Below are 22,342 nucleotides of genomic sequence, written 5' to 3'. Positions count from 1 at the left end.
ATGTGGTTCACCCGCGTCAGCCTGAAAAACCCCGTCTTCGCGACGATGATCATGCTCGCCATCGTGGTGCTGGGCCTGTTCTCGCTGCAGCGGCTCAATGTCGACCAGTTCCCGAACATCGACTTCCCCGTCGTGGTCGTGCAGGCGGAGTATCCCGGCGCGGCGCCCGAGATCGTCGAGAGTGAAGTCACCAAGAAGATTGAAGAAGGCGTCAACTCGATCGCCGGCATCAACGCACTGACCTCGCGCAGCTACGAGGGCGTGTCGCTCGTCATCATCGAATTCCAGCTGCACATCGATGGCCGCAAAGCCGCTGAAGATGTGCGCGAGAAGGTCGCCAGCATCCGCCCGACCTTCCGCACTGAAGTCAAAGAGCCGCGCGTGCTGCGCTTTGACCCCGCCAGCCGCCCGATCTGGTCGGTGGCCGTGCTGCCCGACGCAAACAAGCTCTCCGCCGTGGAGCTCACCAACTGGGCCGACCAGGTGCTCAAGAAGCGGCTGGAGAACGTGCGCGGCGTGGGCTCCGTGTCGCTTGTGGGTGGCACCAAGCGCGAGATCAACATGTACCTCAACCCGGCGGCGATGGAAGCCTTCGGCATCACGGCTGACCAGGTCGTCGCTGCCGTGCGCAACGAGAACCAGGACTTGCCCGTCGGCTCGATCCGCTCGCTCGCGCAGGAGCGCGTGGTGCAGATCGACGCACGCATGCAGCGGCCGGAAGACTTCGGCAAGATCATCGTCACCCGCAAACCAGCAGCCACCGGTCAAGCCGGTGGGGGCGGCTCCCCGGTTCGCGTTGACCAGGTGGCGCGCATTTCCGACGGCGCACAGGAAGTCGACAGCCTGGCCCTTTACAGCGGCACACGCACGCTGCTGCTGTCGGTGCAGAAGTCGCAGGATGAAAACACCATCCAGGTCGTCGATGGCCTGAAGAAGACGCTCGACGAGATGAAGGCGCAGTTGCCGCCGGGTGTGCGGCTGGAGCCGGTGACTGATGGCTCGCGCGCGATTCGCGTCGCTGTCGAGAACGTGCGCCGCACGCTGATTGAAGGCGCACTGCTCACGATCCTGATCGTGTTCCTGTTCCTCAATTCATGGCGCTCGACGGTGATCACGGGGCTGACGCTGCCCATCTCGATCATCGGCACATTCCTGTTCATGAACGTCTTCGGCTTCACGGTGAACATGATCACGCTGATGGCGCTGTCGCTGTGCGTGGGCCTGCTGATCGACGACGCCATCGTCGTGCGCGAGAACATCGTGCGCCACGTGATGATGGGCAAGTCGCCCTACCAGGCGTCGCTCGACGGCACGCAGGAAATCGGCCTGGCCGTGCTGGCCACCACGTTCTCGATCGTGGCCGTGTTCCTGCCCATCGGCTTCATGGGCGGCATCATCGGCAAGTTCTTCCATGAGTTCGGCATCACCATCGTGGCGGCCGTGCTCATCTCGATGTTCGTGAGCTTCACGCTCGACCCGATGCTCTCGTCGATCTGGCATGACCCCGCCATCGAGTCGCATGGCAAGCCGCACGCGAAAAAGAGCTTCTATGACAAGACCATCGGCCGCGTGACCGGCTGGTTTGAAGACGCCACCAATTCAATGGGCGACGGCTACCAGTCGATCCTGCGCTGGTCGCTCGGCCACAAGCTGGTGACGGTGTTGATGGCCGTCGTGATCTTTGTGGTGAGCATCGTGATGGTGCCGCTGCTGGGCACCGAGTTCGTGCCAAAGGCCGACTTCTCGGAGACCTCGCTCAACTTCTACACGCCGATGGACTCGTCGATCGAAGTGACCGAAGCCAAGGCGAAGCAGGTTGAGGGAATCATCCGCGAATTCCCGGAAGTGAAATACACGCTCGCCACCATCAACACCGGCAACACGCTCGGCAAGATGTATTCGTCGATCTACGTGCGGCTGGTCGATCGCAAGGAGCGCACGCGCAGCGTGGACCAGATGTCCGCCGTATTGCGCGACAGGCTCAAACAGGTTCCCGGCATCACCGTCACGCACGTGGGCCTGCTCGACTCGGTGGGCGGCAACAAGCAGGTCGAGTTCTCGCTGCAAGGTGCGGACTTGAAGGAGCTGGAACGCCTGTCGAAGCTGGTCACCGAGAAGATTCGCAATGTGCCGGGGCTGGTCGATATTGATTCGAGCGTGAAGCCGAACAAGCCCGTGATCGACATCGCCGTCAAGCGCGATGCGGCGTCTGACCTCGGCTTGTCCGTCGCGCAGATCGCCGGGCCGCTGCGCACGCTGGTCGCCGGCCAGACGGTTGGCAACTGGCGCGCGCCCGACGACGAAACGTACGACGTGAACGTGCGCCTGTCGCCTGACGCACGCAATGCGCCGGAAGACCTCGAACGGCTGCCGTTCGCCACTGGCACCAATGCCGATGGCTCACCGCGCATCGTGCGGCTGAACCAGGTGGCCACCGTGACGCAGACGACCGGCCCCAACCAGATCAACCGGCGTGACCTCACGCGCGAAGTCGCCATCAACGGCAACGTGTTCAACCGCTCTGCCGGCGAGGTGTCTGACGACATTCGCAAGCAGCTCGACACCATCAGCTTCCCGCCCGGCTACCGCTACCAGTTCAGCGGCTCCACCAAGAACATGGCGGAGTCGTTCGGCTACGCCGTGTCGTCGCTTGCGATGGCGATCATCTTCATCTACATGATTCTGGCCAGCCAGTTCAAGAGCTTCCTGCAGCCGCTCGCGCTGATGACGGCACTGCCACTCACGCTCATTGGTGTGGTGCTGGCCCTGCTGCTGTTCCGCTCGACGCTGTCGATGTTCTCGATCATCGGCGTGGTGATGCTGATGGGGCTGGTGACCAAGAACGCGATTTTGCTGGTCGACTTCGCCATCCGCATGCGTGAAGAGGGCATGGAGCGCAGCGAAGCACTGCTGCACGCCGCACGCGTGCGCCTGCGCCCGATTCTGATGACGACGCTGGCGATGATCTTCGGCATGGTGCCGCTGGCCTTTGCGTTGACAGAAGGCTCCGAGCAGCGCGCGCCCATGGGCCAGGCCGTGATCGGCGGTGTGATCACCTCGTCGCTGCTCACACTCGTCGTGGTGCCTGTGGTGTATTGCTACCTCGATGACCTCGCCCAATGGGCGCGGCGCAAATTCACGCGCCAGGGCACGCCGGTGTCGAATGAACCGTCGGGCGGCTCGGGTGCACAGCCAGTGCCCGCCTCTAAAATTGATAGTTTGTCCTGAACCGCCTTGCTGGAAAACCACATGACCGCTCCCGCCAACCTCGAACACGCACGCTTCAACATGATCGAGCAGCAGATCCGCCCCTGGGATGTGCTCGATCTCGACATCCTCAGCCTGCTCGGCACGCTGCACCGCGAAGACTTCGTTCCTGCTGCGCACAAGGCGCTCGCGTTTGTCGACATGCAGATCCCGCTGCTCGGCTCGGGCGACGAAGCCATGCAGTCGGGCTGGTGCATGCTGGAGCCGAAGGTGGAAGCGCGCATCCTGCAGGACCTGCATGTCAAACGGACCGACAAGGTGCTTGAAGTAGGCACCGGTTCAGGCTACATGGCCGCGCTGCTGGCCGCGCGTGCGCAGCGCGTGATCTCGATGGAGATCAACCCCGACCTGGTCGCCCTGGCTCGCGCCAACCTGGAAAACGCAGGCATCACGAATGCGCAGGTGCGACAAGCCGATGGCTCGCAGGGCCTTGCGAGCGAAGGCGCCTTCGACGTGATCGTGCTGAGCGGCTCCGTGGCTGAGGTGCCCCACAACCTGCTCGCGCAGCTCAAGCTCGGCGGCCGGCTTGCGGCCATCGTCGGCAGCGAACCCATGATGCGCGCCACGTTCATCACGCGCGAGAGCGAATCCACCTACACCACGACGCAGCCCTGGGACACCGTGGCGCCGCGCCTGGCGCACTTTCCCGAACCGTCGCGCTTTTCATTCTGATTGACGCCGAACGATGATCGACCAAGTCCGCCCCGCCGATCTTGCTGCCTGGTTCCAGTCACAGGGCGGCACCGCCACCGTGCTTGACGTGCGCGAGCCGGGCGAGCTGCGCGCGGCGTCGATCACCGCTGATGGGTTCGAGTTGCGCGTCATCCCGATGATGGAAGTGCCCGCGCGGCTGGCCGAGCTCAATGCCGACGCCCCCATCGCCGTGATGTGCCACCACGGCGCGCGCAGCCAGCGCGTCGCGATGTTCCTGGCCGGCAACGGTTTTGACCGGGTCGCGAACATCGCTGGCGGTATCGACGCCTGGTCGCAACAGGTTGACGCCGGTGTTCCCCGCTACTGATGCCACTCGCTGCTGACACCCCATCCAGAACAAACAGACCCATGAGAGAAGGACGGACCATGAGATCGATGCGCCCGAATTTGAAGCTGCTGCCCTTCGCGCTGGCTGCGGCGTTCGCGCTGCCCGCCAGCGCCGAGAACCTGCAGCAGCTCTACGAAATGGCGCGTACCTACGACGCGTCCTGGCAATCGTCCAAGGCGCAGTACGACGCCAACCTGTACCGCTCAGAGCAGGCGCGTGCTGCCGTGCTGCCGACAGCCAACGCCTCTGCCGGCCTGTCGCGCTCGCAGTTCGAGAACACCTTGCCGGCGGTCGACCGCCCCATCACCACGCAGAACGCGACGATCAGCGCGTCTCAGCCGCTCTACCGTCCCGCGAACTTCGCAACATGGGAGCAGGCCAAGCGCCAGGTCGAGCTCGCACAGGCGCAGCTCAATGCCGCCAGCCAGGACCTGATCATTCGCGTGAGCCAGTCGTACTTCGACGTGCTCGCGGCGCAGGACACCCTGACTTTCGTGCGTGCGCAAAAAGCCGCCGTTGCCGAGCAGCTGTCGTCGGCCAAGCGCAACTTTGAGGTGGGCACCTCGACGATCACCGACACACGGGAAGCGCAGGCGCGGTACGACCTCGTCATCGCGCAGGAAATCCAGGCCGAGAACGACTTGCGCGTCAAACGCCTCGCGCTCGACTCGCTTGTCGGCAAGCCCGATGTGCAGCCCGCGCCTTTGCTGGTGCCGCTGAATATTCCCGGCCCGGTGCCGCCCGACGTGAATGTGTGGGTGCAGCAAGGCGAGGAGTACAGCCCGTCGATCCTGCAGGCGAAGTCCGCCGTCGAGATCGCGCAGCTCGAAACCGAAAAGGCCAAGGCCGGCCACAAGCCGACGCTCGACCTGACGGCCAGCTACAACGTCACGCGCAACCCCAGTGGCAACTCCAGCGTGCCGGCATCGACGCGTTCGAACACCGGCACCATCGGCCTCGCGTTCAACCTGCCGCTCTTCGCCGGCTTTTCCACGCAAAACCGCATTCGCGAAACCTTGTCGCTGGAAGAAAAGGCGCAGGCCGATCTTGAGAGCACGCGCCGCAACGTGGCGCAGGCCACGCGCACGGCGTACTTCGGTGTCGTGTCGGGCCAGGGCCAGGTGAAGGCGCTGGAAGCCGCCGAGGCGTCGAGCCAAAGCGCCCTCGAAGCCAACCGCCTGGGCTACCAGGTGGGCGTGCGGATCAACATCGATGTGCTCAACGCACAGAGCCAGCTCTTCCAGACCAAGCGCGATCTCGCACAGGCGCGCTACAACGTGCTGGTCGGCCAGCTCAAGCTCAAGCAGGCCAACGGTACGCTCACGCCGGATGATCTGGCGCGGTTGAATGCGTTGGTGACTGCGAAGTAATCTCGCGCTGCTGTTCGCTTGCCCGTTCGTTCGTTCGTTCGGGGTGGGCCACGGACGTCCGGTGGCCGATTCACTCCGTGTCATTCCGCCGCCCATCGATCGCAGCCCACCCCAACACGTTCACAGCCCAAACGCAAAAACAGCAAGCGCCTCAAACCTCGTACACCAGCCCGCTCTCAACAATCCCCGCATAACCAATGTGATCGAGATTGAGAGACACATCGGCCGCCAACAAAGTGAGCTGCTCCTTGGTCAGCGCGTGGCTGTCGATCATTCCGGAATACAGCGCGAGTGAACCCGCATCGGGCGCAAAGCCAACGAGGTTCGTGTAGAGCAACGTGACGACTTGCTGGTTTGAGGCGTTCGGCCCGAGCACCAGGTCCAGGCCCAGATCGATCAGCGTGTTGACCGAACCGCCGCCATCCAGGTAAGACAGCACGACGCCCCGGTAGTACGTGTTGGCAGCGATGGCCGGCAACAGGATGCCCAGCAGCTTCACGGCGAGACCTGCGTTGCCGCCATCCACGTCATACGCAATGCTCACATCCGAGAACTTGAGTCGCTCGATGCTCGACAACACATCGAAGCCGGAAGTGCCATCGTTCGCCGTCACATAGCGATAGCCGAACGACTCACTCAGCGCGTAGTCCGCGCGCGCACCCGCGAAAGCCGCCGTGTCGCGCCCGTCGCCGCCATTGATGTCGTCATTGCCAAGGCCGCCGGTGAGCGTGTTGTTGCCGGCGTTGCCGACGAGCACGTCGTCCTGGCTTGATCCGATGGCCGACTCGATCATCGTGCCCAGCGCAATGCCGAGGTTGTCCACGGCCACTTGCGCTTGCGCACTCAAGCCAACGCTGCTGCGATGGCCGGGCGTCAGGTCGAGCACCACGCCCACAGCCGATGACGACGCATCGAGCGTGTCCGTGCCGCCGTCATCGACGATCGTGCGTTCGGCTTGCGCATCCGCACCGCCAACCACGTAGGTGTTGCTCGTAGCGTTGATCGCTTTGGTGCCGTACAAGTAGCGCAGCGCGGCAACATCGAGCGGCCCCCAGTCGGCGCGGAACAGGCCGTCGCTCGACTGGGTCGATGTCATCACCGTGAGGCTGCTCACGTCATCGGTCTCGCGCCACTGCACGGACCACGCATCGCCCGCATCCACATTGCGCGGGTGCCGCAGGCCCAGCGCGTGCCCGATTTCATGCAGCAGTGCCTGCATGCCTTCGGAGCCCGCAGCCAGCGAGACCATCGACTCCACGTCCATCCACACGTCGCCCGCCGTGGCGTTGGCCGGCGATGCCGAGGGCGCGTACGACACGCCCTTCGTCGCGGCCTGCTGGCTCACGCCGAACCGCATCTGCCCGCCCGCACCGGTGTCGGCGACTTCGACGAACGAGAGGTTCGTGACGGCGCTCACGCTGGCAAGAATTTCGCGCACATGGTCACGCTCGGCGGTCGTGAATGCTCGAAAGCCCGTGGCGCCCGGCCCGGTCAATGGCGCCGATTGAACGAAGCTGAAAGACACCGTCGTCGCCGTGCCCATCGCTGCATTCGCATTCCAGCGCTGCGAAGCCGCTGCGGTCAGGCCCTGGTCGGCCATGTCGTTCGGGTCGATGAAAGACGCAATGTCGAGATACGGCGCGTCCCAGTTGACGGCGATGCGTTCCACATCCGTCAGTTCGAGATGCAGGTGCGTGTCGAACGCAGAGGTGATCGTCGCGTGACGCCCGTCCACCGACACGTCGATATTGAATTCGTCGATGGTGCCGGGGCCGTCACTGTGAAGCCAGGGCAGCACCACGTAGTCGATGCCGCCGCGCCCATCGATCGTGTCGTTGCCGCTGCCGCTGGAGAAGTGGTTGTCGGTGGCGCTGCCGTAGAGCGCGTCGTCGTTCCAGCCGCTGTAGGCGCTGTCCACGCCGATGAGCGTATCGACCGTGCCCCAGCCGTCCTGCGCCCAGCCGGCCTGCAGGTCCACCACGACACCCGCAGGTGCGTCCCAGTAGGCCACCGCCAGCTCGCGCCACCAGTCGGTGCTGGCGAGTTGCTCGATGCGGTCATTGCCCGGCCCGCCAATGGCCTGGCCCTGCCACATCTTGATGACGTCGTCGCCCTGCTCGCCGAAGTAATTCAGCCACTCGTCCTTCTCGGCCTCGCCCTGGATGTAGTTGTCGGCCCCGGCCGACCCGTGGACGTCGCTCATAGGAAGCCCAGCTTCTGCTGCGGGAAATTGGCGAGGTTCGGGAACACATCGAGCACGGACGACGGCGGCAGCCCCATCCACTGCATCACCGTGGAGCCGACCTGGTCGCTTGACGTGGTGGGCACCCAGCGCCCTTCGCCAGCACTGTCAAAGTCGTCCACGCCGCCGAGCACCAGCGAAGGAAACTGGCCATAAACCTGGCCACCCTTCACAGGCCCGCCCATCACCAGCCAGTTGTTGCCCCACGAATGGTCGCTGCCGCCGCCCGACGCCGGCTTGAGCGTGCGGCCGAAGTCCGACATGACCAGCGTCGTCACATCGCCTCCCACACCCGCGGCCACGTTCGATTGATCGAATGCCGACAACGCCGATGCCAGCTGCGCGAGCTGCGAATCCTGCGTGCTCGCAGCCGAGCCGCGCTGGCCCGTGTGCGTGTCGAACGAGCCCCATGACACCAGGAACACCTGCCGCTTGTAGCCCATCGACTTGAAAACAGGCAGCGCCGACGCAAGCGTGCGCAGGCGCACGCCCAGGTCGTTGTCCGCAAAATTGCCTGCGGGCGGTGAAGCCTGCAGCAGCGCGTTGGTGATGAGCGTCGAGTCACGCACCGCGCCGCCGAACGTGCGCGAATACTCGGCCTCGTACTCGTTGGCGAACTGCCATTGCGACATGCGATTGACCGTCTGCGTCCAGCCCTGCTGCGGCTGCGCCAGATCGGCCTGGCCCCAGTAACGCGAGCCGTAGGCGTTCATGAACGACACGGGCGACTGCTTGCCCATGACGAGTGTGCGATGGTCATCCATCGTCACGGCGCGCAGTTCGTTTTGCAAATTGGCAGGCAGCAGTTCGAGCGAACGGCCTGCCCAGCCGCTGGCATCTTCATCAAAGCCCCAGCCTTGCTGGATGGCGACCTGGTCGCTGTGCGACAGCAGGAACGGCGGCGTGGTGCGCGAATGCGCCTTCATCTGCGCGGCGGTCAGCGGCTCGACCAGCGGGCCGGCATTGGCGATGAACGCCAGCCGCTGCTGGTTGTAGAGCGCCGCCAGCGGCGACAGCGATGGATGCACGCCCAGCGTGTGGCCTGCGCTCGATCCATTCAACGCGACGAGGCTGTTCTTGGGCAGCGCCAGGTCGAGCCGGCCCGCGCTGTAGTCGTTGTAGGCGCCGTCGGTCGGCACGATCACGTTGTTGCCGTCGTTGCCGCCCATGAGGAAGACGCAGACGAGCGCCTTGTAGTCGGTGTTGGCAGCGTAGGTCGCAGAGCCCAGCGCGCCGAGCAAGCCCGCCGTCGACGCACCCGCGAGCAAGGGCGCGCTCGTGCCGAATTTGAGGAAGTCGCGGCGCTTCATTTCATGATCCCGTAAAAAGGCGTGGTCAGCGCGTATTGCGTGAGCACCAGTGCTGCCTGGTTGGCGTCGTTGCCGAATTGCTGCGTGGTCGCGAGCAGCTGCAAGTTCGTGCGCAGCGTGGGCGGCATCGCACCGCGGAACCATCGCGTGTTGATCTCGTCGATGAGCGCGCGTGGCGACTGGCTGTACGCCTGGCCGAGCGCATCGGTCTGGCAGCCCGCGCCGTTGGCCGCACCATCGGCAATGTTCCAGCCGATGCTGCCAAGCCGGCTAGTGAACTCCGCCGCGTTGACGATTTTTTGCTCCGGCGCCAGCAGGTTGCTGCCCGGCGCGCGGTCGGTCGGCAGGTAGAAGCCGAAGACACTTGCTGCATTGAATGGCCGCTGGCTGTTTGCTGCCAGCGGCCCCCATTGCGGCGACACAAGGTTCTTCGTGCAGCCCAGGCCGCGAAGCATGCCCGTGTACCAGAGCATCGGCTCGCGGAACTTGCCAAAGCGCGTGGTGTCAGCGCCCGGCACATCGCCGCGCCGCGCCTCCACATCGGTGAGGATCGCGCGGATCACCGCCTTCATGTCGCCAGCCACACCCGAGCCGTTGTTGCGAAAGACAGCGGCAACACGGCCCACGTAGGCGGGCGTCGGGTTGCTGGTGACCAGGTTCTGGATCAGCCGCTGGCTGACGAACGGGCCGATGTTCGGATGCGCCATCAAGAGCGTGACCACCGCATCGAGGTCTTGCGGCGCGCTGCGGTTGGCAGCAAATGGCGTCCCCAGAATCGTCTTGGCTTTGCGGTCATGCAGCGGCGCCCAGTCCTCCGGCACCATCGGCACCGCAGCGTTACTCCAATCGGTCGATGGCAGTGGTGTGGCGCTGGGCGCAAAACGCCAGCCCGTGAGCGCACCCGCGAGCTGCTCGACGTCTTCCTGCGAATAGGTTTCGATCGGCTTGTTCTGCGCATTGCGCTTGACGCTGCCGTCGGCATTGAGCTGCACGACACCCAGCGTGAACAGCTGCATCAGCTCGCGCGCGTAGTTCTCGTTCGGCGCGCAGCTCGGGCACTGGTCGGACGTGGGGCGGTTGGAGGCGTTGTCGAGGAACACGGCCATTGCCGGGTTGATCGTCAGTTCGCGAATGAAGGTGCCGTAGTTGCCGAAGGCGTTGCGTTGCAGCAGGTTGTAGTACTGCACCATCGCATACGGGTTGACCTTGCCGTTCACGGGAATGAACTGCAACAGCGACCACGTCACGCGCTGTCGCAGCTGGTCGTTGCCGGCCAGCGCCTTGTCAAGCAGATCGTTGGCCGGCCAGTTGTAGGCGGCGCTGGCTTGCTGCTGGTTGTTGGTGTCGTAGTCCCGCACGTAGGCCGGCGGATTCATCTGCGTGACGGGCAGCGCCATCTGCGCCGTGATCCATGCGTTCAAGCCTTGCTGTGCCAGTGCATCGACCAGCGCAGGCGTCGCGCCAAAGCTCACCTGGTCGGCCACACGGGCCGCGGCAAAGCGCGTCATGCCAGAGGCAGCCGGCGTGTTGTTGACCTGCCCGCTCGACGGAGACGGCAGCGCCGTGGATGCCGCGGGCGGCGCCGATGCGCCTGCGCCGCAGCCCGCCAGCACGCCCGCAACCAGCGCGGCAGCCAGTGCCGGCGCGGCCAGCGAATAAGACCGTTCCCTCATGCGAATCCCTCGGCTAGGGCCTGTTAACACTATTCATGGCTGCGCGAACGCGGCCAAAGCCGCGCCAATCAAGGCGCGGGACGACGGCAAGGCTTGTGCCTTGCCTAGGAGCGCAACGCGGAGTGGCGCGGCTGTGGCCACGTTCCCTCCGGGTTGTCACCAAAAGGGTCCATCCGCGTTGTTGCGAAACACGAACGGGGTTGACCCCTGTCCGTGTTTCGCGCCTAGCGGCTGAACCCTTTTGGTGGCAACGCGCAGTCATGAATAGTGTTAACAGGCCCTAGTTCCACTACGCTGAACTCTGCCGTACGGGGCCGATAAAGTCACGCGCCAAAGCAGGGCATTTGGTGACGAAGATGTGAAATGTGTTCGCGCGCGCTGCAATGCGCGAAGCGAACGCACGAGGCTCTCCAAAGGGTCACGAAAGGCTCGCTGGCTAGCGACGCATGAGCGCCAGCACGGCCTGCGCCGTCTTCAACGCGGCGCCCTGGTTGGCGGCGGCGAAGGCAAGCGCCGCGCTGGCTGATCGCTGTTGGGCAGGCACATCAGACACGAGGCGCACAGCCTCACCCATGCCCTCCTGCAGCGACGCAACGCGAAATGCCGCGCCTGCCTGCTGCGACAGCTGCGCGGCTTCGGTGAAGTTGAATGTGTGCGGCCCCATGACCACCGGGCAGCCGCAGGCCGCCGCTTCGATCAAATTCTGGCCGCCGAGCTTCTCGAAGCTGCCGCCCAGCAGCGCGCAGCGTGACATGCCGAAATAAAAGGCCATCTCGCCCAGCGAATCGCCCAGCCACACATCGGCCACAGCGGGCTGCGATGCCCACGCGCTGCGGCGCGACATCGTCAAGCCGGCCTGCCCGATCAGCGAGGCGACTTCATCGAAGCGCTGCGGATGGCGCGGCACGATGAGCCACTGCACGGCCTGCGCACCCTTCACCCACTGCGGATGCGCCTGCAGCACTCGAATCAACTCTGCCTCTTCGCCTTCGCGCGAACTCGCGAACATCACCACGGGGCGCGCTGTCATTTCGCGCCACAGGCGGCCGCGCTGCAGCAAAGACGCATCGGGCGTGGCGTCGAACTTCAGGTTGCCGAAAACGCCTTTGACGGTGGCGCCAGCCTGCGCCAGCCGCTTGGCATCGGCATCGGTCTGGGCCCACACGGCAGCCAGCGCGGCATAGGCGGGGCGCGAGAGGCTCGACAGGCGCAGCGTGCCCGCGAGTGATTTGGCGCTCAGCCTTGCATTGGCGAGCGCAAGCGCAACGCCCGCATCCCTGGCTGCAGCAACGAGGTTGGGCCACACCTCGGTCTCCATCAGCACACCGGCGCTCGGCTTGAAGTGATTGAAAAAGCGCCGCACAGCCTGTGGCGTGTCCCATGGCAGCCACGCCTGCGCGTCGCCTGCGCGAACCCAGCGCTCGCCTTCGGCACGGCCTGTCGCGGTGCCGTGCGTGAGCAGGATGCGAATGTCAGGCTGCAGGCTTCGCAGATGCTCGATGAGGATGCCTGCCGCGCGCGTTTCACCCAGCGACACCGCGTGAATCCACAACGCGCCAGCTTGCGCCGGCTGCTCATACGCCCCGAAGCGCTCACCCATGTGCTGCAGGTAACCTGGCTCCACACGGCCGCGGCGGCGCAGCTTGCTGCGCAAAAACGGCTGCACGGCCACGGCGAGCGCAGAGTAGGCCGACAGGACGAGCGAGCGCGTCATCGTGCGGCGCGCACTTGCGTCCAGGCTTGCCACACAGCATCGATCGAGGGAGCAGGCTGCGCAAAGACGCTGCGCTGCTTCGCGTGCGAAGCCGGTGGCCCTGTGCGCCACGCTGTGTCGAAGTTATAGATCTGCACATGCGGCAAATCGAGTGCGACGGCAATATGGCTCAGGCCGCTGTCGACGCCGATCACGCCTGCGCAGGCTGCAAGCCGGTCAGTGAGCGCGCCAAGGTCCATGCGCGGCCAGACTCGGGCACCCTCACTCTCACCTTGAGGCCCGCCTTGCCCCAGGGCGGATGCAATGCGCTCGCTGCGTGCCAGTTCCGCGTCGCTGCCGTGCGGCAGGCCGATGGAGAAACCCTCACCCATCAGGCGCTGGCCGAGCTTCACCCACAGCGCTTCGGGCCAGAGCTTGTCATCGCGCGACGTGCCATGCACGAAGGCTACGCAAGGCCTGCCCTGCGTGGCCTGTGCTGTGGCCTGTGCTGTGGCTTGTGGCGCGGCTTGTGCCTGCAGGCCGAATGTGACCGCAGGCGGCACGGCATAGCCCAGTGCGCGCGCGCACAGCTCGCGCGAGCGTTCCACTGCATGCACATGCGGCTCGATATGAATCGCCACATCAGCCACCCAGCGCGTGGGCGCTTCATAGCTGGAGCCTTCGGTCTGGTTCGCAAGCGCAAAGCGCTTTCCAGCGGCCGCCAGTCTCGCCGTGCGTGCGACCAGCGCCGACTTGGTCAGCCCCTGCACGTCGATCACCGCGTCATACGCCTGCTCGCGCAGCGCCTGGCGAAACGCGCGCCACTCGCTGCGCGTTTGCGCCGACAGGGGCGACTTGCGCCACCGCCGGATGTCGCACTCGATCACGCGGTGCACACCCTGGCAACGCCTGACCAGCGCGGCAAAACTGCCCTCGACCACCCAATCCACCCGCGCGCCCGGCACGCTCGCCAGCATGTCCTGCACGGCGGGCATGGCATGCACCACGTCACCGAGCGAAGACAGTTTGACGATGAGGATCTTCAATGCGCAGCCGCCTCGATCTTTGCATCGGGCTTCACGCGGCGCAGCAGCGCAAGCATGTCGCTCTCGATGCGGTGCAGGGCCTGCGCCGTATGCCCCTCGAACCGCAGGACGAGGACGGGCGTCGTGTTCGAGGCGCGTATCAGCCCGAAGCCATCGGGCCAGTCGACTCGCACACCGTCGATGGTGGAAATCTGCGCGGGCGACTCGAACCTCGCCATCGCAATCAGCTGCTCCACCAGAGCGTGCGGCTCTCCTTCAGCGCACTTGATGTTCAGCTCGGGTGTGGAAAAGCTCGTGGGCAATGCGTCGAGCAGCGCGCTCGGGTCATCCGTGCGCGACAGGATTTCGAGCATGCGTGCGCCGGCATAGGTGCCATCGTCAAAGCCGAACCAGCGCTCCTTGAAGAAGATGTGGCCGCTCATCTCGCCGCCCAGGGGCGAGTTCACCTCTTTCATCTTCGCCTTGATCAGGGAGTGACCTGTCTTGTACATGAGGGGCACGCCGCCTGCTTCGCGGATGGCGGGCGCCAGGCGCTGCGTGCACTTCACGTCGAAGATGATCGTGCCGCCGGGCACGCGCGACAGCACATCGCGCGCGAACAGCATCATCTGGCGATCCGGGTAAATATTGTTACCGCCGCGCGTGATGATGCCGAGCCGGTCCCCATCACCATCGAACGCCAGTCCCAGTTCCGCGCCGTGCCCGGCAATGGCCGCGATCAAGTCCTTCAGGTTCTCGGGCTTACTCGGGTCGGGGTGGTGGTTGGGGAAGTTGCCATCGACTTCGCTGAACAGCTCGATCACTTCGCAGCCCAGCGCACGGAAGATCGCAGGCGCCGACGCACCTGCAATGCCGTTGCCACAATCGACCACGATCTTCATCGGGCGCGCGAGCAAAACGTCCTGCAGGATCCGATCACGATACGGCGCGAGCAGGTTGACATTGCGGATGGTGCCCGTGCGCGCTGCCGGCTCGAAGCGGCGCGCCTCGATCAGGCGGCGCAGCTGCTGGATTTCTTCGCCGTAGATCGCGCGGCCTGCCAGCACCATCTTGAAGCCGTTGTAGTCGCGCGGGTTGTGGCTGCCCGTGACCTGGATGCCGCTGGTGCACAGCGTGTTGGCAGCGAAGTACACCATGGGGGTCGTCACCGCGCCGATGTCGATCACGTCAATGCCCGACTCGATGAGGCCGCGCACGAGCGCTGCACACAACAAGGGGCCACTGAGCCGGCCATCGCGGCCAACGGCCACGGTTGTCTCGCCCTCCTTGAGCGCCATCGCGCCGAAGGCGCGGCCCAGGGCATGCGCTATGTTGTCATTGAGTGTGGAAGGAACGATGCCACGTATGTCGTAGGCTTTGAAGATCGAGGGGTCGAGGTGCATCGGCAAATTGTAGGCGTGGCAGCGCAAAGGGACATGTCCGAAAACGGCGAGTCTTCACGTCAGCGCTGCGTATCATCTCTTCCATGGACACCGCCCTGCAAGACGACGCCTGCTACCTCGCGATGAAGACGCACGACGCGCGCTTTGACGGGCGGTTTTTCACAGGCGTGACTTCGACCGGCATCTATTGCCGCCCGGTGTGCCGGGTGCGGCTGCCCAAGCGCGAGAACTGCCGCTTCTTTCCGCATGCGGCGCAGGCTGAAAGCGCAGGGTTTCGCCCGTGCCTGCGATGCCGCCCCGAGCTCGCACCGCACTCGGTCACCTGGTCGATCCAGGATGCGAGTTACATCCTCGCGCACCAGGCCGCGCGCCTGCTCGACGACCCCGAAGCGTGGGGCGACGGCACGCCCAGCGCAGGCGAGCTGGCCGTGAAGATGGGCGTGAGCGACCGGCATGTACGCCGCATCTTTGAAATGCAGTTTGGCGTTTCACCTGTGCAATACCTGCAAACGCGCCGTTTGCTCACCGCCAAGCAACTGCTCGCAGACACCGGCTTGCCCATGACGCAGGTCGCGCTCATCAGCGGCTTTTCGAGCCTGCGCCGCTTCAATGCGGCGTTTGTCGAACACTATGGCCTGAACCCGACACAGCTGCGCCGCGAAGGCGCCGGCCAGCCGGCGAGCGGCATTGCAATACGCCTGGGTTATCGCCCGCCCTATGACGTGGACGCGATGCTGGCCTTCCTGCACAAGCGCGCGATGACGCACGTCGAGCTGATTTCGCCGACCGACAAGACCGTGTCTCGCACGCTGGCGGTTGAGTCCGGCGGCGAACGGTATACCGGATGGCTCACGGCGCAGTTCGACGAGCCGCGGTGCCAGGTCGTCCTGCGCGTGAGCGACTCGCTGCGGCAGGTATTGCCCATCGTGATCCACCGCGTGCGGGCCATGCTCGACCTCGACGCCGATCCGCAAGCCATCAATGCATTGCTGCACGCACGCTTTCCCGATGGCGACGGCCTTCGCGTGCCGGGCACCATGAGCGGCTACGAGCTGGCGGTGCGGGCGGTGCTCGGCCAGCAGATCACGGTGGCGGCAGCACGCACGCTGGCGCAGCGGCTGGTCGACACCTTCGGCGAGCCGATCGACACACCCATTGCGCCATTGCAGCGCCTGTTTCCCGAGCCCGCGGTTCTTGCCAAGGCATCGGGCGATGCGCTGGGCCAACTCGGCATCGTGCGGCAGCGGCAAGCTGCGATCGTGTCGATTGCGAAGGCGGTTGCGAGCCGGAAGTTGCAGTTGCATGGCGGCGCCGACGTGACCACGACGATAGAAGCATTGAAGGCGCTGCCTGGCATTGGCGACTGGACAGCGCAGTACATCGCGATGCGCGCCCTGCGCTGGCCCGATGCATTTCCCGCAGGCGACATCGCGCTGCACAAGGCGCTGGGCGTGCTCGATGCACCTAATCGCGCCAGAGCTGCCGAGGCCGCCTCGCAGGACTGGAAGCCGTGGCGCAGCTACGCCGTGATCCGCGCATGGGCGCAGCTGTAAGCGGCCCGGCCAACAAGGAGAGCCATTCCCATGAAATTCAACAACACCATCGTGCAGGCGCACTACGCAAGCCCGCTCGGCCCCATGATCGTTGCAGCGACTGACAAGGGCATTGCCGGCATCTGGTTCGAGGGCCAGCGGCACATGCCTGACGTTTCCGCCTGGCCCGTCGATGCCGGTCACCCCTTGCTCCAACGCGCGATGGAACAACTTGCCGGCTACTTCAGCGGCAGCCGAACGCACTTTGACCTGCCGCTCGACCTGCAAGCCGGCACGCCCTTCCAGCAGTCGGTGTGGCGCGCGCTGCTGGCGATTGCGCCAGGCGGCACAACCAGCTACGGATCGCTCAGCGAAGCGATAGGCAAGCCGGCCGCCGTGCGTGCCGTTGGCGCAGCGGTGGGCCGCAACCCGGTGAGCATCGTCGTGCCCTGCCATCGCGTGCTCGGCGCCGATGGCTCGCTCACGGGCTATGCGGGCGGGCTGGAGCGCAAGAGTGCGCTGCTGCGGCTGGAAGGTGCGGCTTGAAGCAGCCGTGGGTCACTGACTTCATCCTGCTGGCCGCCATCTGGGGCGCGTCGTTCCTGTTCATGCGCTGGGGCGTCGTGGAGTTCGGCGCGATTGCCGTGGCGTTCCTGCGTGTCACCGTTGCCACGGCTTTCCTGCTGCCGCTGGTGGTCCTGCGCGGGCACGGCTCGCTGCTGCGCGCGCACTGGAAGAAGATTTTCATCGTCGGCGTGATCAACTCGGGCATTCCCTTCGTCTGCTTCGCGTATGCGCTGCTGTCCATCACCACGGGCCTTTCGGCCATCCTCAATGCGACGGTGCCGCTCTTTGGCGCGCTCGTGGCGTGGGTGTGGCTGAAAGACAGGCCAACGGCCGCCCGCATCGCAGGGCTGGTCATCGGCTTCGTGGGTGTGGCGATGCTCGCCTGGGACGAGGCGTCGTTCAAGCCTGATGCGTCGGGCCTGGCGCCGGGCCTTGCTGTCATGGCCTGCCTGGTGGGAACGCTTTGCTACGGTATCGCGGCCAATGCGGCCAAGCGCTATCTCACTGGATTGCCCGCGCTGGTCACCGCCGCTGGCAGCCAGATGGGATCGACAGCCGCGCTCGCGCTGCCCGCCCTGCTCTACTGGCCCGCGAAGACACCGGGGATACATGCATGGTTGGCGACGGTGGCGCTCGGCGTGGTGTGTACCGGCATTGCGTACGTGCTGTACTTTCGAATCATCGAGCGGGCCGGGCCGGCCCGTGCCGTGAGCGTCACCTTCCTCGTGCCGGTGTTTGCCGTGTTGTATGGCGTCTTGTTCCTGCATGAAAGCGTCACGGCCTGGATGCTGGTTTGCGCCGCGGTAATCATCTGCGGCACGGCGTTGTCGGCAGGGTTGATCACGATGGCGCGGTGGCGTGGCAAGCAGCTATAACGGGTTCATGGACAAGCCTGCAGATGATTCATTGAACAGCCGTTCACGCATCGTTGACTGGTGCGCTGCGGGCGCGGTGTATGCGTGCCTGGTGGGAGCGGCCCTGTTTGTCGGCTCGCAAGACCTTGTATGGCTGTCCGGCCTGCTTGCCATTCCGATGCTGGCCGTGCTGTGGATCACGCCGGGCATGGCGCTTGTCGACAAACTGAAGCTGGCGAGCCCGATTGCCTATGCGATGCCCGCGCTTCTTTGCGTTGTCTGGGTGGTGCAGTTCCCGGACAAGACGCAAAATTTCCTGCTGGGTGGCGCCTGTGGCGTGGTGTACATGTTGTGCTTCGATATGGCTGCGAAGTTGCTGGCGGCGAAGCTGCGCTGAGTTGTTTGTTCGGGGCGCTCGCGTCAGGTGGACTCTGGCGGGGCCTCATGCTTTTGTGGTTTGCGCTTGTCGCGCAAACGTCGCTTCAAGAATTGGCTCGAAGCCGGCGCAAAAGAACTCCCTGCGAGTTTGCAAGCAAACTCTCCGGTCAAACAGCTTTTGCGAGTCAGATGACGTGTCGCGCTAAAGCGCGATCCGGCTTCGAGCCAATTCTTGAAGCCACAAAAGAAATCAGCCCCACCAGAGTCCACCTGCCGCGAGTTAACCAACTGGGGGTGTTTGACTCTAAGTCTCGGCTCGCTTCGCATTGCCTGGAATGACGGACAGTACGGTCGAGCTGGACGGTATTTGCGGCCAACCCGTCCGCGCGCTGGCTGAGGAGAGACGGAGCGGTCGGTATCTCGTCGATCAAGCAGAGCCGTTGTCTCGCGGTAGGCGGACTCTGGCGCGGCCGACTTTTGTGAGCGGCTTTGAAATTTTTCTTCGGGCCGGATCGCGCTTTAGCGCGACTCGTGCACTGACTTGCGAAAAGCTGTTTGACCGGAGAGTTTGCTTGCAAACTCGCAGGGAGTTTTTTTCGCACCGGTCCGAAGGAAAATTTCAAAGCGGAGTTTGCGCGACTAGCGCAAACCGTCACAGCAGGAGGCCGCGCCAGAGTCCGCCTGCCGCGAGCGCCCTGAACAAGAACCCTCCAAAATCCGGCAAAGCCAAACGAAAAACCGATGTACACCATTGCGCCCGCCACTGCCGCAGATGCAGCTGTCATTCACGCCATCCAGATGCGAGCCTTCCAACAGGAAGGACGCCTGAGCGAGAACATGCAAATCCCGCCGCTGGCAGAACACGTCGACGCGATCGCCCATCACATCAGCACACAGACCGTGTTGACCGCGCGCGACGGCGCGCAAATCGTGGGCTCCGCTCGTGGCCTTCTCGATGGGAACGTGTGCACGATCCGCGGCGTCAGCGTCGATCTTTCGTATCAGGGAAAAGGCATAGGCGGGCTGCTCCTCGACGCCGTTGAACGAGCGCATCCGCACGTGGCGCGCTTCGAGTTGACGACCAATACGCTGGTGCCCGGCAACGTCCAGTTCTACGAGCGCCGCGGCTATCGCGTGACCGAACTGACGCCGTACTCCGACAAGATCATCCTGGCCCAGATGGCGAGGCGCAACGATGCGGCAACAGGTCGATCCAGCTATTCGCTGCTGCGCCTGACACCTGGGCAAGTCGCCGACATAGCGGCTTCGCGCGTTCCTGCTGGCCTCACACAAGCCGTCGCGGTGGATGCACTGCCCCCGGCGCGCGTGGGCGAGCGCGCCATGCTGCGGCTTTCAAAAGGCGAGGCCGCCTTCTGGTCACAGGTGTTCCTCATCGTGCGAAATTCCGACCAGCTCGTCGCCGGCTCGTGCAGCTTCAAGGGCGAGCCGCACAACGGACGCGTCGAGATTGGCTATGGCGTCGCGCCTGCCTGCCGGCGCCAGGGCGCTGCAGGCTACGCCGTCTCATGCCTGCTCCAACTCGCTGGCGCGGCGGGAGCGACGGCCGTGCTTGCGCAAGTCGCGCCCGACAACACAGCATCCGCAAGCGTGGTACGTGGCTGCGGATTTGCCGATACTGGCATCCGCATCGACGAACAAGGCGAGACAGTGGTGCACTGGGTCGCGCACGTCGCTGCCTGAAAATCGCTGGAAGCCACCCGGAGACCGACATGCCAACTGCATCCGAACTCATCGACGAGAAAATTGCCAGCCTGGGCGACTGGCGCAGCAACACACTGGCGCGAATGCGCAAGCTCATCCAGCAGGCCGACCCTGCGGTTGTCGAAGAATGGAAATGGAAGGGCACGCCCGTCTGGTCGCACGACGGCATCATCTGCACAGGTGAGTCGTACAAAGGCAAAGTGAAGCTGACTTTTGCCAAGGGCGCTTTCATCAAGGACCCGTCCGGGCTCTTCAATTCGAGCCTCGACGGCAACATGCGGCGCGCCATCGATATCGGCGAAGGCGAAACAGTGGACGCAACGGCCTTCAAAGCCCTCGTCCGGGCCGCCATCGCCTTCAATGCATCTACAGCCGCAGCAAAGGCGAAAAAGCCGAAAACGCGTTCGTAGCGGCGCCGCTCGCTCAGTAAGTCGGCAAGTCGCGCAGGCTTCGGCCGGGCTGGTCTTCGGCCAGCGCGAGCGTCTCGCTGCTGTCGGCCAGCACGTCGACCTTGACTTCCGGCCCGCACGCGAGCCAGCCGCTTTCGTCGGCGAAAACGCTGATGACGCGGTCGCCCTCGACGAGTTTGTCGACAACGTCGTTGAGCCGGGCCGGCGCCGGAGGCAAGTCCCACTCGTGATCGACGGTATCCATCAGGCCCATCATGGCACCGACGATATGCGGACCTGCATATTGCAGGGCGGTAATGGCGTAGATGGCGTTTGCAAGCATGTGGGTGATTGTGTGGATTGCACCTTTGCGCAGAATCAGTTGACCGCCCAACAGCTCGTCAGACCACGCCTTGCGGCGATGTCCATTTGCGTCCGGCCACGCTAAACTGGATCGCTCCCGCTGCCGTGACCATGAGCCCGCTCTCGCCCCAGCCCATGACCGAGACCATGCCCGTCTCGCTGGGAAAAGCGCACGCGCGGCGCCTGCGCGAGATCTATCGCTCGGCGGGCTGGCCCACGCAGGACCCACTCGAAATCGAACTGCTGGCTGCGGGCATGGTGCACCGGGTGCACGCGCCCACCGGACACGAGTCGTTACGCGTGACAGACCTGGGCGTGAAGCTGCTCGCGGCAACCCTGGTGAACAACCGCGCCGCGTTTTCTGCGCATGAAGCATTGGTCGAGCGCGTGGCGCAAGCCATGACGCGCGCGGGCCGCATCACCTGGCGCGGCCTGAGCCTGCGCGCACAAGTGCCGCACGATGACGAGGCGAAGCCGCTGCGCTGGTGCATCGCCAGGCCCGATGTCTTTTCGATACGCAATACCTCGGTTGCGAACTACGTCGAGCCGATCGTTCATGAAGTGAAAGTGCGCCGCGCCGACCTGCTCGGCGACCTGAAGAACGAGTCCAAACGAGCCTCTTACCTCGACCTGGGCGAGTGCTGGTATGTGCTGGGCAATGACGCAAAGGGCCGCTGCATCGCCAGGCCCGAAGAGGTGCCCGCCGAATGCGGCGTGATGGTGGTCGAAGGTGAACGGCTGGTGGTCGCGCGAGCGGCCCCCAGGCGTCTTCGCAACGGGCTGCCTTTCGGTGTCTGGATGTCGCTCGCGAAGGCAACGCCGGTGGCAGGGCTCGACGAAGACGCGCAGGCCATGCTCGGTGATGCGGCGGGCGGTGAAAGCAGCGAAGACGCGCGCTGATCAAGCCGCGGGGTGATCCGGCTTGCCGGGCTCGGGCGCCGGCACGTGACCTTTTTCGGGATCACCCGGCGGGCGCAGGGGCTCGGGGTCGGGCGGCGTGGGCGGCGCAGGCGCAGGCGGGTGCGGCGCCGTGGGCAGGGGCGCACCCGGGAGTGGCGCTGCTGTCGGTCGAGACATCACCGCCACATTGTCATATCGCAGGCGGTTTGACACCAGCGTTTTCAGGCTCCGGCGGTGGCAGCTGCTTGCCGAACTCGGGCTCGACAGGCAACTGCGATGTGTTGGGCTCAGCCTCTTGATTGCCAGAGCCGGGGGCGGTCGGGTCAACCGGGTGAGTTGCCATCTTCATTCCTCCTGTTCATGCGCCAGGCGCACCACCTCGCGGCGCAAGACGGCGCTGGACTCATGGGTAAATGGCAAGTGCGGCAAACCGATCAACCGTTGCAGCTGCGCGTGGACACGATCCATGTCGGCGCCGATCATCGCGAGCGCCACTTCATGACCAGGTTCGGTGCGAGCCACTTCCAGGTATGCATTGCGATATCGCTGGTAGTCCGCCTCTGCGCGAGCGATTTCCTCTTGCAGATCATGCATTTTTGTCCCCATGGCCAA

21 protein-coding genes are annotated in these 22,342 nt (G+C 64.7%); 11 read left to right on the top strand and 10 right to left on the bottom strand.

The window, feature by feature from the left end:
- The 4 genes from GHT07_RS04175 to GHT07_RS04160 are packed head-to-tail and all read left to right on the top strand — an operon-like array spanning position 1 to position 5,679.
- Positions 1 to 3,228, top strand: coding sequence for an efflux RND transporter permease subunit (locus tag GHT07_RS04175; protein ID WP_153583802.1), 3,228 nt, complete (start codon positions 1 to 3; stop codon positions 3,226 to 3,228).
- Positions 3,229 to 3,249: 21 nt separating this feature from the next.
- Positions 3,250 to 3,939, top strand: coding sequence for a protein-L-isoaspartate O-methyltransferase family protein (locus tag GHT07_RS04170; protein WP_153583801.1), 690 nt, complete (start codon positions 3,250 to 3,252; stop codon positions 3,937 to 3,939).
- A 13-nt stretch (positions 3,940 to 3,952) separates the two neighbouring features.
- Positions 3,953 to 4,288 carry a rhodanese-like domain-containing protein gene (locus tag GHT07_RS04165; RefSeq protein WP_153583800.1) on the top strand — a complete coding sequence of 112 codons (336 nt, stop codon included), beginning with the start codon at positions 3,953 to 3,955 and terminating at the stop codon, positions 4,286 to 4,288.
- Between the two features lie 59 nt (positions 4,289 to 4,347).
- A complete protein-coding gene (locus tag GHT07_RS04160) occupies positions 4,348 to 5,679 on the top strand; it encodes a TolC family outer membrane protein (protein ID WP_153583799.1) in 1,332 nt (443 codons plus the stop codon).
- Positions 5,680 to 5,830: 151 nt separating this feature from the next.
- Here the strand turns inward: GHT07_RS04160 and GHT07_RS04155 are convergent, their stop codons facing one another.
- From GHT07_RS04155 to GHT07_RS04130, 6 genes are all read right to left on the bottom strand, one after another.
- Positions 5,831 to 7,882, bottom strand: coding sequence for a M10 family metallopeptidase (locus GHT07_RS04155; RefSeq protein WP_153583798.1), 2,052 nt, complete (start codon positions 7,880 to 7,882; stop codon positions 5,831 to 5,833).
- Positions 7,879 to 9,231 (bottom strand): DUF1501 domain-containing protein, encoded by a 1,353-nt coding sequence (locus tag GHT07_RS04150; RefSeq protein ID WP_153583797.1) that lies wholly within the window; start codon positions 9,229 to 9,231, stop codon positions 7,879 to 7,881. The genes GHT07_RS04155 and GHT07_RS04150 overlap by 4 nt, the downstream gene beginning before the upstream one ends.
- Positions 9,228 to 10,904 carry a DUF1800 domain-containing protein gene (locus tag GHT07_RS04145; RefSeq protein ID WP_153583796.1) on the bottom strand — a complete coding sequence of 559 codons (1,677 nt, stop codon included), beginning with the start codon at positions 10,902 to 10,904 and terminating at the stop codon, positions 9,228 to 9,230. The genes GHT07_RS04150 and GHT07_RS04145 overlap by 4 nt, the downstream gene beginning before the upstream one ends.
- A 436-nt stretch (positions 10,905 to 11,340) precedes the next feature.
- Positions 11,341 to 12,618, bottom strand: a complete 1,278-nt coding sequence (locus tag GHT07_RS04140; RefSeq protein WP_153583834.1) for a 3-deoxy-D-manno-octulosonic acid transferase — start codon at positions 12,616 to 12,618, stop codon at positions 11,341 to 11,343.
- Positions 12,615 to 13,643, bottom strand: a complete 1,029-nt coding sequence (gene waaC, locus GHT07_RS04135; RefSeq protein WP_153583795.1) for a lipopolysaccharide heptosyltransferase I — start codon at positions 13,641 to 13,643, stop codon at positions 12,615 to 12,617. The genes GHT07_RS04140 and waaC overlap by 4 nt, the downstream gene beginning before the upstream one ends.
- The gene (locus tag GHT07_RS04130; RefSeq protein WP_153583794.1) at positions 13,640 to 15,025 is read right to left on the bottom strand and encodes a phosphomannomutase/phosphoglucomutase; all 1,386 of its coding nucleotides are present in this window, start codon (positions 15,023 to 15,025) and stop codon (positions 13,640 to 13,642) included. Before GHT07_RS04130 ends, waaC begins: the two co-directional genes overlap by 4 nt.
- Before the next feature lie 83 nt (positions 15,026 to 15,108).
- On the opposite strand from GHT07_RS04130, the gene GHT07_RS04125 reads away from it, so the two are divergent.
- The 6 genes from GHT07_RS04125 to GHT07_RS04100 all read left to right on the top strand — a co-directional run bounded on the left by GHT07_RS04125 (position 15,109) and on the right by GHT07_RS04100 (position 20,488).
- Positions 15,109 to 16,578: a DNA-3-methyladenine glycosylase 2 family protein gene (locus GHT07_RS04125; RefSeq protein ID WP_153583793.1), complete on the top strand. Its 1,470-nt coding sequence runs from the start codon at positions 15,109 to 15,111 to the stop codon at positions 16,576 to 16,578.
- A gap of 30 nt (positions 16,579 to 16,608) precedes the next feature.
- The gene (locus tag GHT07_RS04120) at positions 16,609 to 17,103 is read left to right on the top strand and encodes a methylated-DNA--[protein]-cysteine S-methyltransferase (protein WP_153583792.1); all 495 of its coding nucleotides are present in this window, start codon (positions 16,609 to 16,611) and stop codon (positions 17,101 to 17,103) included.
- A complete protein-coding gene (locus GHT07_RS04115) occupies positions 17,100 to 17,999 on the top strand; it encodes a DMT family transporter (RefSeq protein ID WP_228488172.1) in 900 nt (299 codons plus the stop codon). Before GHT07_RS04120 ends, GHT07_RS04115 begins: the two co-directional genes overlap by 4 nt.
- Positions 18,000 to 18,006: 7 nt before the next feature.
- A complete protein-coding gene (locus GHT07_RS04110) occupies positions 18,007 to 18,375 on the top strand; it encodes a hypothetical protein (RefSeq protein WP_153583791.1) in 369 nt (122 codons plus the stop codon).
- 722 nt (positions 18,376 to 19,097) lie between these two features.
- Positions 19,098 to 20,057: a GNAT family N-acetyltransferase gene (locus GHT07_RS04105; RefSeq protein ID WP_153583790.1), complete on the top strand. Its 960-nt coding sequence runs from the start codon at positions 19,098 to 19,100 to the stop codon at positions 20,055 to 20,057.
- Positions 20,058 to 20,086: 29 nt separating this feature from the next.
- Complete coding sequence (locus tag GHT07_RS04100) at positions 20,087 to 20,488, top strand: DUF1801 domain-containing protein (protein ID WP_153583789.1); 402 nt, start codon at positions 20,087 to 20,089, stop codon at positions 20,486 to 20,488.
- Between the two features lie 13 nt (positions 20,489 to 20,501).
- Here the strand turns inward: GHT07_RS04100 and GHT07_RS04095 are convergent, their stop codons facing one another.
- Positions 20,502 to 20,810, bottom strand: a complete 309-nt coding sequence (locus tag GHT07_RS04095) for a hypothetical protein (protein WP_153583788.1) — start codon at positions 20,808 to 20,810, stop codon at positions 20,502 to 20,504.
- A 131-nt stretch (positions 20,811 to 20,941) separates the two neighbouring features.
- Between GHT07_RS04095 and GHT07_RS04090 the strand changes: the two genes are divergently transcribed.
- Positions 20,942 to 21,730, top strand: coding sequence for a hypothetical protein (locus GHT07_RS04090; RefSeq protein WP_153583787.1), 789 nt, complete (start codon positions 20,942 to 20,944; stop codon positions 21,728 to 21,730).
- Here GHT07_RS04090 and GHT07_RS04085 read toward each other — a convergent pair whose 3' ends face one another.
- Genes GHT07_RS04085 through GHT07_RS04075 form a run of 3 tightly spaced genes read right to left on the bottom strand, consistent with a single transcriptional unit; the run spans position 21,731 to position 22,324 of the window.
- Positions 21,731 to 21,907, bottom strand: coding sequence for a hypothetical protein (locus tag GHT07_RS04085; RefSeq protein WP_153583786.1), 177 nt, complete (start codon positions 21,905 to 21,907; stop codon positions 21,731 to 21,733). It abuts the gene before it with no gap.
- 13 nt (positions 21,908 to 21,920) lie between these two features.
- Entirely contained in the window at positions 21,921 to 22,073 is a 153-nt protein-coding gene (locus tag GHT07_RS04080) for a stereocilin (RefSeq protein ID WP_153583785.1), read from the bottom strand.
- A gap of 2 nt (positions 22,074 to 22,075) precedes the next feature.
- Positions 22,076 to 22,324: a hypothetical protein gene (locus tag GHT07_RS04075; protein ID WP_153583784.1), complete on the bottom strand. Its 249-nt coding sequence runs from the start codon at positions 22,322 to 22,324 to the stop codon at positions 22,076 to 22,078.
- Positions 22,325 to 22,342 lie beyond the last annotated feature (18 nt).

The sequence above is a fragment of the Caenimonas koreensis DSM 17982 genome (genome assembly GCF_009646335.1).
GTDB lineage: Bacteria > Pseudomonadota > Gammaproteobacteria > Burkholderiales > Burkholderiaceae_C > Ramlibacter > Ramlibacter koreensis.
Note: the sequence above shows the minus strand (reverse complement) of the source record. Positions and strands in the feature narration are given on the sequence as shown.